This is a genomic window from Stenotrophomonas sp. PvP093, assembly GCF_017876915.1.
Lineage (GTDB): Bacteria > Pseudomonadota > Gammaproteobacteria > Xanthomonadales > Xanthomonadaceae > Stenotrophomonas > Stenotrophomonas muris.
Map to the genome: position 1 here is coordinate 882,219 of NZ_JAGIOX010000004.1, position 14,251 is coordinate 896,469.

14 protein-coding genes and 1 tRNA gene are annotated in these 14,251 nt (G+C 68.7%); 1 reads left to right on the plus strand and 14 read right to left on the minus strand.

What is annotated here, in order from left to right:
* Nucleotides 1–8: 8 nt before the first annotated feature.
* From J3A72_RS06710 to rph, 6 genes are all read right to left on the minus strand, one after another.
* A complete protein-coding gene (locus J3A72_RS06710; protein WP_014648285.1) occupies nt 9–383 on the minus strand; it encodes a PilZ domain-containing protein in 375 nt (124 codons plus the stop codon).
* Nucleotides 380–2,659: a DUF1631 family protein gene (locus J3A72_RS06715; protein WP_075076010.1), complete on the minus strand. Its 2,280-nt coding sequence runs from the start codon at nt 2,657–2,659 to the stop codon at nt 380–382. The genes J3A72_RS06710 and J3A72_RS06715 overlap by 4 nt, the downstream gene beginning before the upstream one ends.
* A gap of 201 nt (nt 2,660–2,860) precedes the next feature.
* Nucleotides 2,861–4,087 carry a radical SAM family heme chaperone HemW gene (gene hemW / locus J3A72_RS06720; protein ID WP_049408050.1) on the minus strand — a complete coding sequence of 409 codons (1,227 nt, stop codon included), beginning with the start codon at nt 4,085–4,087 and terminating at the stop codon, nt 2,861–2,863.
* 58 nt (nt 4,088–4,145) lie between these two features.
* The gene (gene rdgB, locus J3A72_RS06725; protein ID WP_032956061.1) at nt 4,146–4,742 is read right to left on the minus strand and encodes an RdgB/HAM1 family non-canonical purine NTP pyrophosphatase; all 597 of its coding nucleotides are present in this window, start codon (nt 4,740–4,742) and stop codon (nt 4,146–4,148) included.
* On the minus strand, nt 4,739–5,128 hold the full coding sequence (locus J3A72_RS06730; protein WP_032956062.1) for a VOC family protein: 390 nt from the start codon (nt 5,126–5,128) through the stop codon (nt 4,739–4,741). Before J3A72_RS06730 ends, rdgB begins: the two co-directional genes overlap by 4 nt.
* Entirely contained in the window at nt 5,125–5,850 is a 726-nt protein-coding gene (gene rph, locus J3A72_RS06735; protein WP_046432330.1) for a ribonuclease PH, read from the minus strand. The genes J3A72_RS06730 and rph overlap by 4 nt, the downstream gene beginning before the upstream one ends.
* Before the next feature lie 124 nt (nt 5,851–5,974).
* On the opposite strand from rph, the gene J3A72_RS06740 reads away from it, so the two are divergent.
* On the plus strand, nt 5,975–6,835 hold the full coding sequence (locus J3A72_RS06740) for a YicC/YloC family endoribonuclease (RefSeq protein ID WP_209571987.1): 861 nt from the start codon (nt 5,975–5,977) through the stop codon (nt 6,833–6,835).
* Between the two features lie 57 nt (nt 6,836–6,892).
* Here the strand turns inward: J3A72_RS06740 and selD are convergent, their stop codons facing one another.
* The 8 genes from selD to fdxH all read right to left on the minus strand — a co-directional run bounded on the left by selD (nt 6,893) and on the right by fdxH (nt 14,248).
* Nucleotides 6,893–7,972 carry a selenide, water dikinase SelD gene (gene selD, locus J3A72_RS06745; protein WP_075076009.1) on the minus strand — a complete coding sequence of 360 codons (1,080 nt, stop codon included), beginning with the start codon at nt 7,970–7,972 and terminating at the stop codon, nt 6,893–6,895.
* A gap of 26 nt (nt 7,973–7,998) precedes the next feature.
* Nucleotides 7,999–8,094, minus strand: a tRNA-Sec gene (locus tag J3A72_RS06750).
* Between the two features lie 24 nt (nt 8,095–8,118).
* Nucleotides 8,119–10,050, minus strand: coding sequence for a selenocysteine-specific translation elongation factor (gene selB / locus J3A72_RS06755; RefSeq protein ID WP_075076030.1), 1,932 nt, complete (start codon nt 10,048–10,050; stop codon nt 8,119–8,121).
* On the minus strand, nt 10,047–11,471 hold the full coding sequence (gene selA / locus J3A72_RS06760) for an L-seryl-tRNA(Sec) selenium transferase (RefSeq protein ID WP_075076008.1): 1,425 nt from the start codon (nt 11,469–11,471) through the stop codon (nt 10,047–10,049). The genes selB and selA overlap by 4 nt, the downstream gene beginning before the upstream one ends.
* A 4-nt stretch (nt 11,472–11,475) precedes the next feature.
* A complete protein-coding gene (gene fdhE / locus J3A72_RS06765) occupies nt 11,476–12,459 on the minus strand; it encodes a formate dehydrogenase accessory protein FdhE (RefSeq protein ID WP_032956068.1) in 984 nt (327 codons plus the stop codon).
* Entirely contained in the window at nt 12,440–12,613 is a 174-nt protein-coding gene (locus J3A72_RS06770) for a hypothetical protein (protein ID WP_164077175.1), read from the minus strand. The genes fdhE and J3A72_RS06770 overlap by 20 nt, the downstream gene beginning before the upstream one ends.
* 73 nt (nt 12,614–12,686) lie before the next feature.
* Nucleotides 12,687–13,334 carry a formate dehydrogenase subunit gamma gene (locus J3A72_RS06775; RefSeq protein WP_014648274.1) on the minus strand — a complete coding sequence of 216 codons (648 nt, stop codon included), beginning with the start codon at nt 13,332–13,334 and terminating at the stop codon, nt 12,687–12,689.
* Nucleotides 13,331–14,248: a formate dehydrogenase subunit beta gene (gene fdxH, locus J3A72_RS06780; RefSeq protein WP_014648273.1), complete on the minus strand. Its 918-nt coding sequence runs from the start codon at nt 14,246–14,248 to the stop codon at nt 13,331–13,333. Before fdxH ends, J3A72_RS06775 begins: the two co-directional genes overlap by 4 nt.
* Between the last annotated feature and the right edge of the window lie 3 nt (nt 14,249–14,251).

The following is a 14,251-nucleotide window of genomic DNA, read 5'->3' on the forward strand; positions in this document are numbered from 1 at the left end:
ACCGGCACTCAGGCCGTCGAAACCGGTGCCTCGTCGCTGTCTTCGCCTATCCACTGGCGCAGCAGCTGCCGATGTTCGCGTGACAGGGTGAGGAAGCGGAAACCGGTCCAGCTCTGGCCGGGCACATGCGCCGGCTCGCTCCACAGCAGGTGCACGCCCACGTCGATGGCCTCGTGGCGGCCGTCACCGATCGGCAACGGGAAGCGGAACTGGTACAGCGCGTCCTCGCGCAGCGGGGTGCTGGCCAGCATCAACATGCCAGTCTCGGAGACATTGCCGAGCCGGCCCACCACGCATTCGCGCATCTGGTCGGTGACCGGTACCAGGTCCGAGACCTGGCGACGCGGCGCGCGGCGGGTGTCCTGCGGCGGTTGCACGTTCAAACGGACGCCTCCCTGTAACGGCCGCCGGCCAGCGCACGCAGCGCACCGAGGCTGGCCTGCCATGCGCGATCGACCAGCCGCCCCTTGTCTTCGGTGACCAGCTGCGCACGTCCAGCGCTGAGCTGCCGGGCCAGCGTATCAAGGTCGGTATCGGCGATCTTCTGCCCGCGCGGATTGACGAACAGGGCGTGGCCGGTCAGCAGGCTGTACCAGGACAGGCGCTGGCGGCGCAGGGTGCCGTCACCGTTGTCGATGTCGAACCAGCTGCCAAAGGGCAGGGTCACGAGCTGCTGGTAGGCCGCCTCTTCGGCGCTGCTGCGCGGCGTGCGCGGGGCGTCGGCGCTGCCGCTGGCAGCATGTTCGCCCAGTCGTGCACGTGCCTTCAGGCGCGCACTGAGCTCGGTGCGCGAGGTGCTTTCATCCTCGCCTCCTGGCGTGGCCAGGCGGCGCGCAACGGCGGCGGCTTCCTCGGCGTGATAGCCGACCTGCACGAGCGCCGATTCCACCTCGTTGGCCAGCACTGCATCGGTGCCACCGTTGGCATCGACGGCCTGCGCGGTCACCGCGGCGATGCGCTCGGTCTGTAGCAGGCGTTCCTGCCACTGCGGCGAATCTTCGCCATGGCGCAGGCGGGTGAGGGTGAGTGCATCGGCCCAGGCCTGGCGCAGCAGGGTCTGCACGAAGCGCGGCGGCGCCTGTGTGTCGCAGCACTGGTCGATCTGCGCATTGGCCTGGCGACGCGCCAGTTCCAGCCGTTCCTTGCCACGCGCGGCCTCGACGTGGCGGCGCTCGGCCAGTTCGGCGCGATGGGCCGCCGCGCGCTGATGCTGCTGTACGTCTTCGTTGGCAGCGGCGAAGGCCTCGGGCGAGCGTGCATCCTGGCCGAGCAGACCCTGCACGCTCTGCGCCATGCGCTGCAGCAGCTGGGGGTCCACGTCATCGTCGCCCAGCCAGTTGGCGCCGACTTCGGCAATCTGGTTGAGCAGTTCGCGTGCAGGGTGTTCATCGCGCACGAAGAAGCCGGGGTCGGCCATCGCCGCACGCGCCAGCGGTACCTGCAGGCGCGCCAGCAGGGCGGCCGGCACCGGGTCGGGGCGCTGCTGTTGCTGCACCTGCTGCATCAGCAGGCGCAGCAAGTCGAGGTTGTCGCGGTCGTGGCTGCCCAGCTGGGCCTGCGCGCCGTGCTCGCTGCGCAGCTGGGCAACCACCGCAGCCTGCAGGTCGGCGACGCCGGTGGCCGCGCTGGACTGGGCCTGCAGCCGCGCGAGGACCGCATCGACGGCCGCACTGGGCACGGCAGCGGTGTCCGCAGGAGGGGCAGTGGCATGGCGGGCCTGCTGCAGCAATTCATGCAGCGCACTGCCGGTGGACGTGGTCACGCCAGCGGTGGCTGCGCCCGGCGTACCCGCGGCGTTGAATGCGTCCTGCACCAGGTTCGACCAGGAACCGGCCGGAGCGGAGCCGTTCCAGCCGGTCAACGGCGCGGCGGAACGCTTGGCAGGCTGGGTTGTGCGGCCGCCGCCCACCGACTGGGTGATGATCCGCCGGGTGCTCGACGAGCGTGCCAGGTACGGGGTGTAGACCAGGCCCGGCAGCACGCCATGCTGGGCCAGCAGCGCATTGGCGCGGTCCAGCACATCGCCCAGGCGTTCCAGCACCTGCCGCTCGAAGCTGCGGTACAGCGCAAGCTGCACCTCCACGCCAAGGGCGTCCTGTTCGGCGATCCGGCGCACCATCGCGCACAGGGCCTGCGGTGCCAGTGGCAGGGTGTCGGCCTCGAACGCCGGCGCCGCCGCGAGCACGCCCAGGCGCTGTCCCAGCAGGTTCAACGTATTGGTTGAACGCAGGGTCTCGCGCCGGATCATTTCGGTCAGCAGCAGGTCGCGATCCACCTCGTGCTCATCGACCAGCGACAGGCCGAGCGCGCCCGGTAGCGGCGGCGGCGAAGCAGGGGCCGCAGCGGCGATGGACGGCTCGCGCAGGCCCGCCAGCGCTTCGGCCACGGCATCGAGCATGCGGTCGGCGAAATGGCCGGCGAAGGCGTGCAGCTGGCCACGCTGGGCCATCAGGTCCGCCTGCTGCATCGGATTGCGTGCGCGGTCGGCGTCGTGCAGCAGCGTCTGCTCCAGCGCTTCGACGGTCAGAATCAGGGGCGCGGCCAGCGTTTGCCGGCACAGGCCGATCAACGCACCCAGCAGTTCACGCACCCGCGATGGCAGGTCGCTGGCGGCCAGGCGTGCTTTGTCGGCAGAGGTGATGGAAAAGACAGCTGACATCGGCGAGCGGTACCCGGATTCCCGCGGATCGATCCTGTGAATCTACCGTGTCGGCCGCAGTCGGCGCTACTTTAGGCTGAACGTGTCTCACGTTCATCGGGCAGGGCCGACGGATGAACGGTAGTGCCTGCCGCTGGCCGGCAGCGCTGTCTTTACCAGAGTGCCGGCCAGCGGCCGGCACTGCCCGGTATGGCGGAAGGCTTATTCCTCCAGGAACAGGCTCACCACATCGTTGGTGAACCGGCGGCCCAGCTCGGTCGGCTGCACATGACCCCCCGCCACCTCCAGCCAGCCGCGCTGGACGGCCTCGGCCAACGGAGCGTCCAGCACGCCGCGCGGCAGCCCGGTGCGCGACTCGAAATCGCGAAGGCCGAACCCTTCGTGCAGGCGCAGCAGGTTGAGCATGTACTCGAACGGCAGGCGCTCGGCTGCGATCACATCGTCACCCCCGAAAGAGGCCGGCGTGCCAGCGCTGTCCAAGTAGGCCTGCGGATGCTTCAGCTTCCAGCGGCGCAGCACGTGTTCTTCGGCGCCCGAGCTGATCTTGCCGTGCGCACCGGCACCGATGCCCAGGTAATCGCCGAAACGCCAGTAGTTCAGGTTGTGCGCGCTTTGCCGGCCGGGGCGCGCATAGGCGCTGACCTCGTACTGGCCGAAACCAGCCTGCGCCAGCAATGCCTGGCAGTGTTCCTGCATGTCCCAGGCGTTGTCTTCATCGGGAATGCCCTGCGGCGGCCGCGCGAAGAACACCGTGTTCGGTTCCAGGGTCAGCTGGTAGTGCGAGATGTGCGCCGGTTGCAGTGCAAATGCACGCTCCAGGTCGGCCTCGGCGCCGGCCAGGGTCTGTTCCGGCAGCGCATACATCAGGTCGATGTTGAAATTGTCGTAGCCCGCGTCCTGCGCCATCTTCACCGCGCGCTCGGCTTCGCCACTGTCGTGGATGCGGCCCAGGCGCTTGAGCATGGCGTCGTCGAAACTCTGGATGCCGAAGCTGAGGCGGTTCACGCCGGCCGCGCGGTAGCGGTCGAAACGGCCATGCTCGGCGGTGCCCGGGTTGGTTTCCAGGGTGATTTCGGCGTTGGGGGCAAAGCGCAGGCGCGCGCTGGCCTGCTGCAGGAAGCGGTCGATCGCTTCCGGCGGGAACAGGCTGGGCGTGCCGCCACCGAAGAACACGCTGTGCACCACCCGGCCCCAGACCAGCGGCAGGTCCTGGTCCAGGTCGCGCAGCAGTGCATCGATGTAGGCCTCGAACGGCAACTCGCCCTTGGCCTGGTGCGAATTGAAATCGCAGTACGGGCATTTGCGCACGCACCACGGCAGGTGCACGTACAGCGACAGCGGTGGCGGCACCAGCCGCGGTGCGCTGTCGTGGTCAGCGGAGCAGGCTTCGCCGGGCAGGTGGTTGCAGTGGTCGTGGGCGTGCGGCATGGGCTTCATCGGTAGTGCCGGCCGTTGGCCGGCTTCCCTGGTTCGATCAGGTCGGGCGTCAGTACAGCGTCGCCAGCTGTTGCTTGAGCTGCTGCAGGGCAACGGCACGGTGGCTGATGGCGTTCTTCAGCGCCGGCTCCATTTCCGCGGCGGTCAGGCCGTGGGTGGTGTCCAGGAACACCGGGTTGTAGCCGAAACCATTCGTGCCACGCAGCTCACGGATGATCTGCCCTTCCCAGCGGCCTTCGCAGATCAGCGGCTGCGGGTCGGTGGCGTGGCGCAGCAGCACGATCACCGCATAGAAGCGGGCACTGCGCTGGCCATCGGGAACACCGGCCATCGCGTCCAGCAGCTTGGCGTTGTTGGCAGCGGCGTTGGTCGGGTGGCCGGCATAGCGCGCGCTGTACAGGCCCGGTGCACCACCCAGGGCATCGACGATCAGGCCGGAATCATCGGCCAGCGCCGGCAGGCCGGTCGCTTCGCAGGCGGCGCGTGCCTTCAGCAGCGCGTTCTCGACGAAGGTCAGGCCGGTCTCCTCCACGTCGCCCAGGCCCAGCTCGGCGGCCGAGGTGATCTGCAGCGGCAGGTCGGCGAGGATCTCCTGCATCTCCACCAGCTTGCCGGCATTGTGGCTGGCCAATACCAGTTTCTTCATTGACGGGGCTCCAACAGGTCCCAGGTGTTGCCATACAGGTCGCGGAATACCGCGACCGTTGCATAGGGTTCTTCGCGCGGTGCTTCCAGGAACTCGACGCCGGCGGCCAGCATCGCCGCGTGGTCGCGGTGGAAGTCATCGGTGTTGAGGAAGAAGGCAACGCGGCCACCGGTCTGGTTGCCGATGCGGCTGCGCTGTTCCTCGTCGCTGGCACGGGCCAGCAGCAGGGCGGCGGCGCTGCCGTCGGTCGGGCCGACCACCACCCAGCGCTTGTGCCCCTGGTCGATGTCTTCGAGCAATGCGAAGCCGAGCTTGCCGGTGTACCAGGCAATGGCTTCGTCATAGTCGGCAACCACCAGGGTGGTCAGGGCGATGCGCCGGTTCATGCCGACAGCGCCGCCTGCTGCGCGGCCAGCAGCTCGGCCACGCCCTTCTCGGCCAGGCCCAGCAGCGCGTCCAGTTCATCGCGACGGAAGGCATGGCCTTCGGCGGTGCCCTGCAGCTCGATGAAGCCGCCACCGTCGTTCATCACCACGTTCATGTCGGTGTCGCAGTCGCTGTCTTCGGCGTAGTCCAGGTCCAGCACCGGGGTGCCGCGGTACACGCCCACCGACACTGCTGCAACTGCGCCCAGGACCGGGTTGCGCTTGATGTCGCCACGCTTCATCAGCACGCTCACCGCATCGACCAGGGCCACATAGGCGCCGGTGATGGCGGCGGTGCGGGTGCCACCGTCGGCCTGCAGCACGTCGCAGTCGAGGGTGATGGTGCGTTCGCCCAGCGCATTGCGGTCCACGCAGGCACGCAGGCTGCGGCCGATCAGGCGCTGGATCTCCAGCGTGCGACCGCCCTGCTTGCCACGGGCCGCTTCGCGGTCGCTGCGGGTATGGGTGGCGCGCGGCAGCATGCCGTACTCGGCGGTGACCCAGCCTTCGCCCTTGCCGCGCAGGAAGCCCGGCACGCGGTTCTCGACGCTGGCGGTGCACAGCACGCGGGTTTCACCGAAGCACACCAGCACCGAACCTTCGGCGTGGCGGGTGAAGCCGCGTTGGATGACGACCGGGCGGAGCTGGTCGGGCTGGCGGCCGCTGGGGCGGGAATCGGACATGGTGCGGGTTCCGTAATGGCGAGGGAGTACGCCGCCACGCCCGCGGCCTTCACGGGGCGGGCAAGGGGGCTCTGGTGAGGGCGCTAGGGTACCATTCCCCCTTTGCACGCACCGGACACATTCCATGATTCGAAGCATGACCGCCTATGCCGGCGGCGAGCGGGTCACCCCGTGGGGCACGCTGGGCTGCGAGCTGCGCTCGGTCAACCACCGCTTCCTGGAGGTCGGCACCCGCCTGCCCGAGGAACTGCGGGCGCTCGAACCGCAGCTGCGCGAGCGTATCGCCGCGCGCCTGAGCCGCGGCAAGCTGGATCTGGTGATGCGCCTGCGCGCGCCGGAGGCGGCTGCCAACCTGCAGGTGGACGAGGCCCTGCTGGGCCAGCTGGGCCGCCTGGCCCACCGCCTGACCTCCGATTTCCCGAACCTGCAGGTCAGCTTCACCGATCTGCTGCAGCTGCCGGGCGTGACCCGCGGCGAGGCCACGGATGCCGCCGCCCTGCAGGTCGAGGCGCTGGCCCTGCTGGACCAGGTGCTGGACGGCTTCGTCGAAGCGCGTGAGCGCGAAGGCGGCAAGCTGGCTGCGGCCATCAGCGAACGCGTGGACGGCATCGAACGCATCGCCACCGAAGTGCGCACCTTGATTCCGGCCATTCGCGACGGCCAGCGCGCCAAGCTGGCCGCCCGTCTGGCTGACCTGCCGCACCCGGTCGACCCGGACCGTGCGGAGCAGGAGCTGGTCCTGTGGCTGCAGAAGCTGGACGTGGATGAAGAGCTGGACCGGCTCGGCAGCCATATCGTCGAGATCCGCCGCGTGCTCAAGCAGCGCGAGCCGGTCGGCCGCCGCCTGGACTTCCTGCTGCAGGAGTTCAACCGCGAAGCCAATACGCTGGGCTCGAAGTCGGTGGACAGCCGCACGTCCAATGCCGCGGTGGAGCTGAAGGTGCTGATCGACCAGATCCGCGAGCAGGTGCAGAACATCGAATGATGTTGCGTGCAGCGATACAGCAGGGGCGCCTTCGGGCGCCCTTGTCGTTCCAGCGCATCAGCGCACGCTGACGCCCGGCGCCCCTTCACCCAATCGCCCGACCACGGCCGCCTGGCCGAACCCTGCGTCGTGGAAGCAGGCCAGCACCGCATTCACTGCCTCCGGGGCGCAGGACACCAACAGCCCGCCACTGGTCTGCGGATCGGTCAGCAGTGGCTGCCAGTGGCCGGCCAAGCGTTCGGCGAAGCGCACTTCGGCGCCGTACGAGGCCCAGTTGCGGTTGGAGGCGCCGGTCACGCAGCCGCGCTGCAGCAGCTCCAGCGCCTGCGGCAGCAGCGGCACCTGTGCACTGTCCACTTCGGCAGCGACGCCGCTGGCGCGGCACACTTCCAGCAGGTGGCCGAGCAGGCCGAAGCCGGTGACGTCGGTCATCGCGTGCACGCCGTCCAGCGCGGCCAGCGGCACGCCCACGCTGTTCAGGCGGGTGGTCGACGCGATCATCTGCCGGTAGCCCTTTGCATCCAGCACTTCTTTCTTCAGCGCCGACGAGTACACGCCCACGCCCAACGGCTTGCCCAGCACCAGCACATCGCCGGCGCGGGCATCGGCATTGCGCTTGAGCCGTTGCGGGTCGAGCACGCCGATCGCGGCCAGGCCGTAGATCGGTTCCACCGAGTCAATGCTGTGACCACCGGCCACCACGATGCCGGCATCGGCGCAGGCACGCTCGCCGCCCTGCAGGATGCCGCGGATGGTGTCCTGCGGTAGCGTGTTGATCGGCATGCCGACGATGGCCAGTGCGAACAGCGGGCGCGCGCCCATCGCATACAGGTCCGACAGCGCGTTGGTGGCCGCGATGCGGCCGAAGTCGAACGGGTCGTCGACGATCGGCATGAAGAAGTCGGTGGTGGCGACGATTGCCTGCCGGTCATCGAGGCGGTACACCGCGGCGTCGTCGCTGGTCTCGCGGCCCACCAGCAGTTCGGCCGGTGCGGGAAGTGCTGGAACGCCGCGCAGCAGTTCGCTCAGCACGCCCGGCGCGATCTTGCAGCCGCAGCCGCCGCCATGCGCGAGAGAGGTCAGTCGTTGCGGGGCATCGGCCGTGGATGGGGCGGGTGACTGCGCGTGCGTGGCCATGCCGACATCTCCTGCGGAAACACGAATGGCGGAAGGCAGCAGGAGTCGAACCTACCAGGGAACGATCGACGCCCCCTACTGGGTTTGAAGCCCAGCCACATGCCCGGATGCGCATGCCTTCCGAAAGTACGGCGGTACCGGTGGGCTCAGTCGCGGGCTGCGTTCCACTGCAGGTCGCCGCGCGGCCGATGCTGGTCACCGACGCGTCGAGTGTAGCCAACGCGATTGAAGAACTCCAAGATCTGGATGCTGCGTTTGCGGCCCAGGCCGATGGCATCGCGGAAGGCCGCCGCATCCACCGCGCCGCTGGCCTGTGACAGCTGCGCGACCATCGCGGCGAGTTCCGCAATGCGCGCGGGTGCATAGAACAGGTCCGGCACCACCTGGAACAGTTCGCCACGTGCGGCGGCGCGGCGCAGGACGGCGCGGACATCGTCTTCGGTCAGTCCGAAGTCGGCGGCCAGAGTACGCACCCACGGCGGATCGAAGCCACCGGCGTGCAGTTGCGGCAGCACGCGTTCCAGCAGCAGGCGCTCGCGTTCCGGTGGCGCATGGTCATGGCCGGGCAGGCGCCACCAGGCGCCCACGCGTTGCACGCTGCCGTCGTCCAGCAGGTCCTGCAGCAGCGCATTCCAGAGCCCCGTCGCAAGCGCGGGCAGGGTGCTGCGTTGCAGGCGCCCGCTGTCGACACCGGGTTCGTCCGGGCGTCGCTCATGCCAGCTACGCAGCGATGTGATCACCTGCTCGTGCAGCACCTGCCAGTGCGAGGCAAGGATGACCACCGTGTCCTCGCGGGTGATGATGCGCTGTGCGTCTGGAGGAAGATCGATCCGGTCGGCCGCGCGCCGGCAGTAGCGTTGCAGCGCGGCCATGGCAATGCCGAAGGGCGCCTGCTGCAACAGCGGGCCGATTCCCGCACCTGTGGCCAGCTGCTCCAGTGCGCCCAGCCAGGCGAGCCGTGCCGGGCTGCGCCGGCGCCGCTGTGGCGGGTCCGGGTCGAGCACGACGCCACCGCCCAGCGTGTGGGTCGCGGCGGAATCGCGGGCGATGAAGCGTTCACCACACATCGCACAGACCGGTGCATCGAACACCAGCTGCACCAACTGCCCATCACCTTGGTCACGGTCCTCCAGCAGCACCACATGGGCCTGCCGGTGCATCGTGCCCCAGTGGATGTGCAGGGGTGCCCAGTCGCGCAGTGGTGCTGCCCGTGCGGACAAGCGCAGGCGCACATCGACGCGGGTGGTGGCCAGCAGCGCGCGCGGGTCGGCAATCCAGTCGCCACGATGAATCTCGTCGCGGGCGATGACGGCCAGGTTCAACGCGCAGCGCTGTCCGGCCATGGCGTGGTCACTGGCCTGGTTCTGCGCGTGGATGCTGCGTATGCGCACTTCAGTGGCGGCCGGCATCAGCTGCAGATGCTCGCCCACCGCGGTGACACCGCCATGTACCGCGCCGGTCGCCAATGTGCCGTGGCCGGCCAGCGAGAACACGCGGTCCACCGGCATGCGGAACAGCTCGCTGCGCAGCGCGGCCTGGCGCGCGTTGGCATCGCCGGCGGCCCATGCGTGCAGGTGGGCGCGCAAGGCGTTGATGCCTGCGTCATCGGGGGACGTGCTGTTGCAGGCGAACACGGGGGAACCCTGCAGCGGCGTTCCGGCCAGCAAAGCGGCAATCTCGATCTCGACCCGGGCGATGCGCGCGGCGTCCACGCGGTCGATCTTGGTCAGCGCCACCGCGCCGCGATCCACGCCCAGCAGCTGCAGGATCGCCAGATGCTCGCGGGTCTGCGGCATCACGCCGTCGTCGGCGGCGACGACCAGCAGGGCGACATCGATACCGGTGGCGCCGGCCACCATCGTGTGGACGAAGCGCTCATGACCCGGCACATCGACGAAACCCAGCATCGCGGCGGGGCCTGTGCCGTTCGCGCTTTCCACCGGGACATAGGCATAGCCCAGTTCAATGGAGATGCCGCGCGTGCGTTCTTCCTGCAGGCGATCGGTTTCGATGCCGGTCAGTGCCCGCACCAGGCGCGTCTTGCCATGGTCGATATGCCCGGCGGTGCCGACGATCATGGTTGCAGCGTGCTCCATTGGGCGAGGAAGTCCGCTTCGTCGGCCGGTTCCAGGCAACGCAGGTCCAGCCACAATGCGTCCTCGCCGATGCGGCCCAGCACCGGTCGCGGCAGCTGGCGCAGGCGCTTGGCCAGGCGGTCCAGGCCGCCACGTTGCGCAGTGGTGATGCGCAGGCCGGCACTGCCGAGCTGCGCCTGTGGCTGCGCACCACTGCCGATCTGGCTGTGCATCCGTGCCTGTTCAAGCATGTAGCCGGTCGGCAGCGCCGAGCGCAGCGGTGGCAGCAGGCGCTGGGCCTGCGCATCCATGTCCTGCTGCGTGCGCGAGAGCGTACGCAGTGTCGGCAGCCGTTGCGCCAGCAGCTCCGGCTCGCGGTACAGCGCCAGTACCGCCTCCAGCGCGGCCAGGCCCATCTTGTCCATGCGCAGCGCACGCTTGAGCGGGTTGCGGTTGATCCGCGCGATCAGGTCGGCGCGGCCGGCGATGATGCCGGCCTGCGGCCCACCCAGCAGCTTGTCGCCACTGAACGAGACCAGGTCGGCACCGGCCGCCAGTGTTTCCTGCACGGTCGGCTCGTGTGGCAGGCCGAAGGCCGCCAGGTCGCACAGGCTGCCGCTGCCCAGGTCCACCACCAACGGCAGGCCATGGTCGTGCGCGATCGCTGCCATCGCCGCGGTGTCGACCTTGGCGGTGAAGCCGGTGATCGCGTAGTTGCTGGCGTGCACCTCCATCAGCAGTGCGGTGCGCGGGCCGATGGCATGGGCGAAGTCGGCCGGGTGGGTGCGGTTGGTGGTGCCCACTTCCAGCAGCCGCGCGCCGGCACTGCGCATCACATCGGGAATGCGGAAGGCACCGCCGATTTCCACCAGTTCGCCGCGCGACACCACCACCTCGCGGCGGTTGGCCAGGCTGTTGAGCAGCAGCAGGACCGCCGCCGCATTGTTGTTGACCACGGTGGCGGCTTCGGCGCCGGTCAGCTCGCAGACCAGCGCCTGCACCCGTGCATCGCGGTCGCCGCGGCGGCCGCGGGTGATGTCGAATTCCAGGTCAACCGGTGCGGCCATCGCGCGGGTGACGGCCTGCACCGCGGACTCGGGCAGCAGGGCGCGACCCAGGTTGGTATGCAGCACGGTGCCGGTCAGGTTGAACATCGGCTGCAGGTTCAGCCGTGCATCGGCGATGAGTGCGGCGTCGAGCGCCGCGACCAGTGCCGGGCCTTCAATGGCCTGATGCAACTGCTCGGCCGAGAGCTGCGTGGCACTGATGCGCTCACGCAGCGCCTGCAGATGTACGCGCAGCAACTGGGTGATGCGGCTGCGGCCGTGGCCCTCGATCAGTGTTGCCAAGGCAGGCAGGCGCAGCAACCGGTCCAGCGAGGGCAGCGCGGAAGCCGATGCCGGGGTGGGGGGCGTGGCTGTCATCGCCTCACTCGCCGTCGGATTGCCACAGCAGCGGATTCTGGCTGGCGCGTGCATAGCCTTCCTCGCCCAGCAGCAGGTCCAGCGCCAGCGTGCCAAGGTCATCAGCCACCGGTTCCAGCGACGGATCTTTTTCCAGATACAGGATCTTGCGGTAGCTGTGGCAGTGGTCGCAGGTTTCTGCACGTACCGCGCTCTCGCGCACCGCCTGGCCGGTATCGCCGTCGGCATCAGCCAGGGCGCGATAGGCGATGTCCTTGCCAGCGGCGCCACACTGGCTGCACTGCACGCGCACGTAGTGCCACTGGCAGGCGCACAACGAGCACGACAGGTAGCGGTAGGAGGCATAGGGCGGGCGGGCCTGCACCATGCTGGTCACCGGCAGGGTGCCGCACAGCGGGCACAGCCCTGGCGCATCGGCCAGCGGCTTCAGGTCGCTGGGGCGGAAGCTGGCCGCCAGTACTGCCCAATACACCTGCAACGCATTCATCACCAGCAGCGCAGCGACCGCGTCGACCGGGGGCGCGTCAGCGCGTTCCAGCACGGCGTGGGCCTGCGCATCCAGCCAGGTGTCGTCGGCGGCGGCGACGCGCAGCAATTCCTGCCGTGTTTCCGCCGGTAGCCCCGCTTCGTCGGCGCAGTGCCGGCACAGCGTGCGCAGCCAGTCGCGCCAGCGCCCGTCCAGATGAAGTGTGTTGGCGGGCCGCAACGGCATGCCGGCACTGGCGGCCGCGCTGGACTGCTGCGCGCGCGCGTGGTCCTGCAGCGCCTCGCGTTGCTGGGGTGTCAATTCCTCCAGCAGCGCCTGCTGTGCATCGGCCAATGCCGCCAGCAGCTGCAGGTAACCGCCGATGGCGCTGTGCGCGGCCAGGCTGCGCAGGCGCGCCGCGCGTGTGGCGAACAGCGACCCGGTATCAGGCAGGATGATGCGCGGCACGTCGCGCGAGGCGAGCGTCTCGATCTCACCGGGTTCAAGGATGCGTTGCGCCATGCAGGGCCAGCCAGAAGAACCAGCCTCCATCCTCGCCGTTGTCAGCGCTGGCGTCCAGCGCACTGTAGGCCATTTGAAATGGGGTCAGATCCGTTTTCCATAGGAAAACGGATCTGACCCCATCGGTTGCTGCCGTGTTCATCGTGTCGACCAAGGTCGACACCTACCAAAAGCACCGGGGAACTGTCGAAGGCGCCTCTGCAGGTGCAGGGCCGCAGGCCCTGCCGTTACCCCTCTTCCCGACGTCCGCGCAGGATGTCCCGGAACCACTGCCGGTGGTGCTTGTACGCCCACCCATAGGTCACCTTGCCCTGGGTCATCGCCCGCACCGAGCCCTTGATCCAGAGCGCCGCATAGATGTGCACCACGATCGCGCACACCAGCACCCAACCGAACAACGCATGGGCCAGCACCGAGAAGCGGATCAGCCCGATCGGGAAGAGATGGCTGAAGTATTGCCGCCAGATCACGAAGCCGGTCAGCAGCAGTGCCGACAGGCAACCAATGATCGCCCAGAACAGGAGCTTCTGGCCGGCATTGAAGCGGCCCACCGGCGGCAGCCTCTCATCCTCGTTGCGCAGCACATCGCGCATGCCGCGCATCCATGCGCGATCGTCGGCCGTCGGCAGATTGTCGCGCCACATGCGGAACGCCAGAAACGCAAAGCCGACCACCATGGCCAGCCCGATGAATGGATGCAGGATGCGCGTCCACGGGCCGCCACCGAACAGCTGGGTCAGCGGGAACAGCGCGGGATGGAACAGTGCCAGCCCGGACAGCGCCGTCAGCACGAAGCAGATCGCCACGATCCAGTGATTGATGCGGGTCGGCGCGCGGTAGCGGATGATCTGCCGCGGGTGCGGGGCGTACTTCATGGCCGCTGCTCCTCTTCGATCTTCTTCGCCTCGTGTTCGGCTTCCTCTTCTTCCTCGTCATTGACCGTGTTGCGGCCGATGCCGATGTAATGCAGGAAGCCGGCGAAGGCGGTGGCGGCGATCGCCAGCACGCCCAGCGGCTTGGCCACGCCCTTCCAGACTTCCACCATCGGGCTGATCCGCGGGTCCTTGGGCAGGTCGGCGTACAGCTCCGGCTTGTCCACATGCTGCAGCACGTACATCACGTGGGTGCCACCCACGCCCTGCGGGTCGTACAGGCCGGCGTTCCCGTAGCCGCGCGATTTCAGGTCTTCCACGCGGCCGGCCGCGTGCTCGGTCATCGCCTGCTTGCTGCCGAAGGTGATCGCCCCGGTCGGGCAGGTCTTCACGCAGGCCGGTTCCTGGCCCACCGCCACCCGGTCCGAACACAGCGTGCACTTGTAGGCCTTGTGGTCCTTCTTGGAAATGCGCGGCACGTCGAACGGGCAACCGGTCACGCAGTAGCCGCAGCCGATGCAGTTCTCTTCCTGGAAGTCGACGATGCCGTTGGCGTACTGGATGATCGCGCCCGGCGACGGGCAGGCCTTCAGGCAACCCGGGTCGCTGCAGTGCATGCAGCCCTCCTTGCGGATCAGCCACTCCAGCTTGCCCTTCTCGTCCTCGTACTCGCGGAACTTCATCACCGTCCACGACTGGTCGCTCAGGTCGGGCGGGTTGTCATAGCTGCCAACGCAGCTGCCGACCTCGTCGCGCAGGTCGTTCCATTCCATGCAGGCGACCTGGCAGGCCTTGCAGCCGATGCATTTGCTCACATCGATCAGCTTGGCGACCTGGCCTGTGTGCGCACCGCGCGCTTCCGGCGAGGGCGTGGTGGTGGCCGAGCGGCGGATGATGTCCAGCGATTGCAGTGACATGGC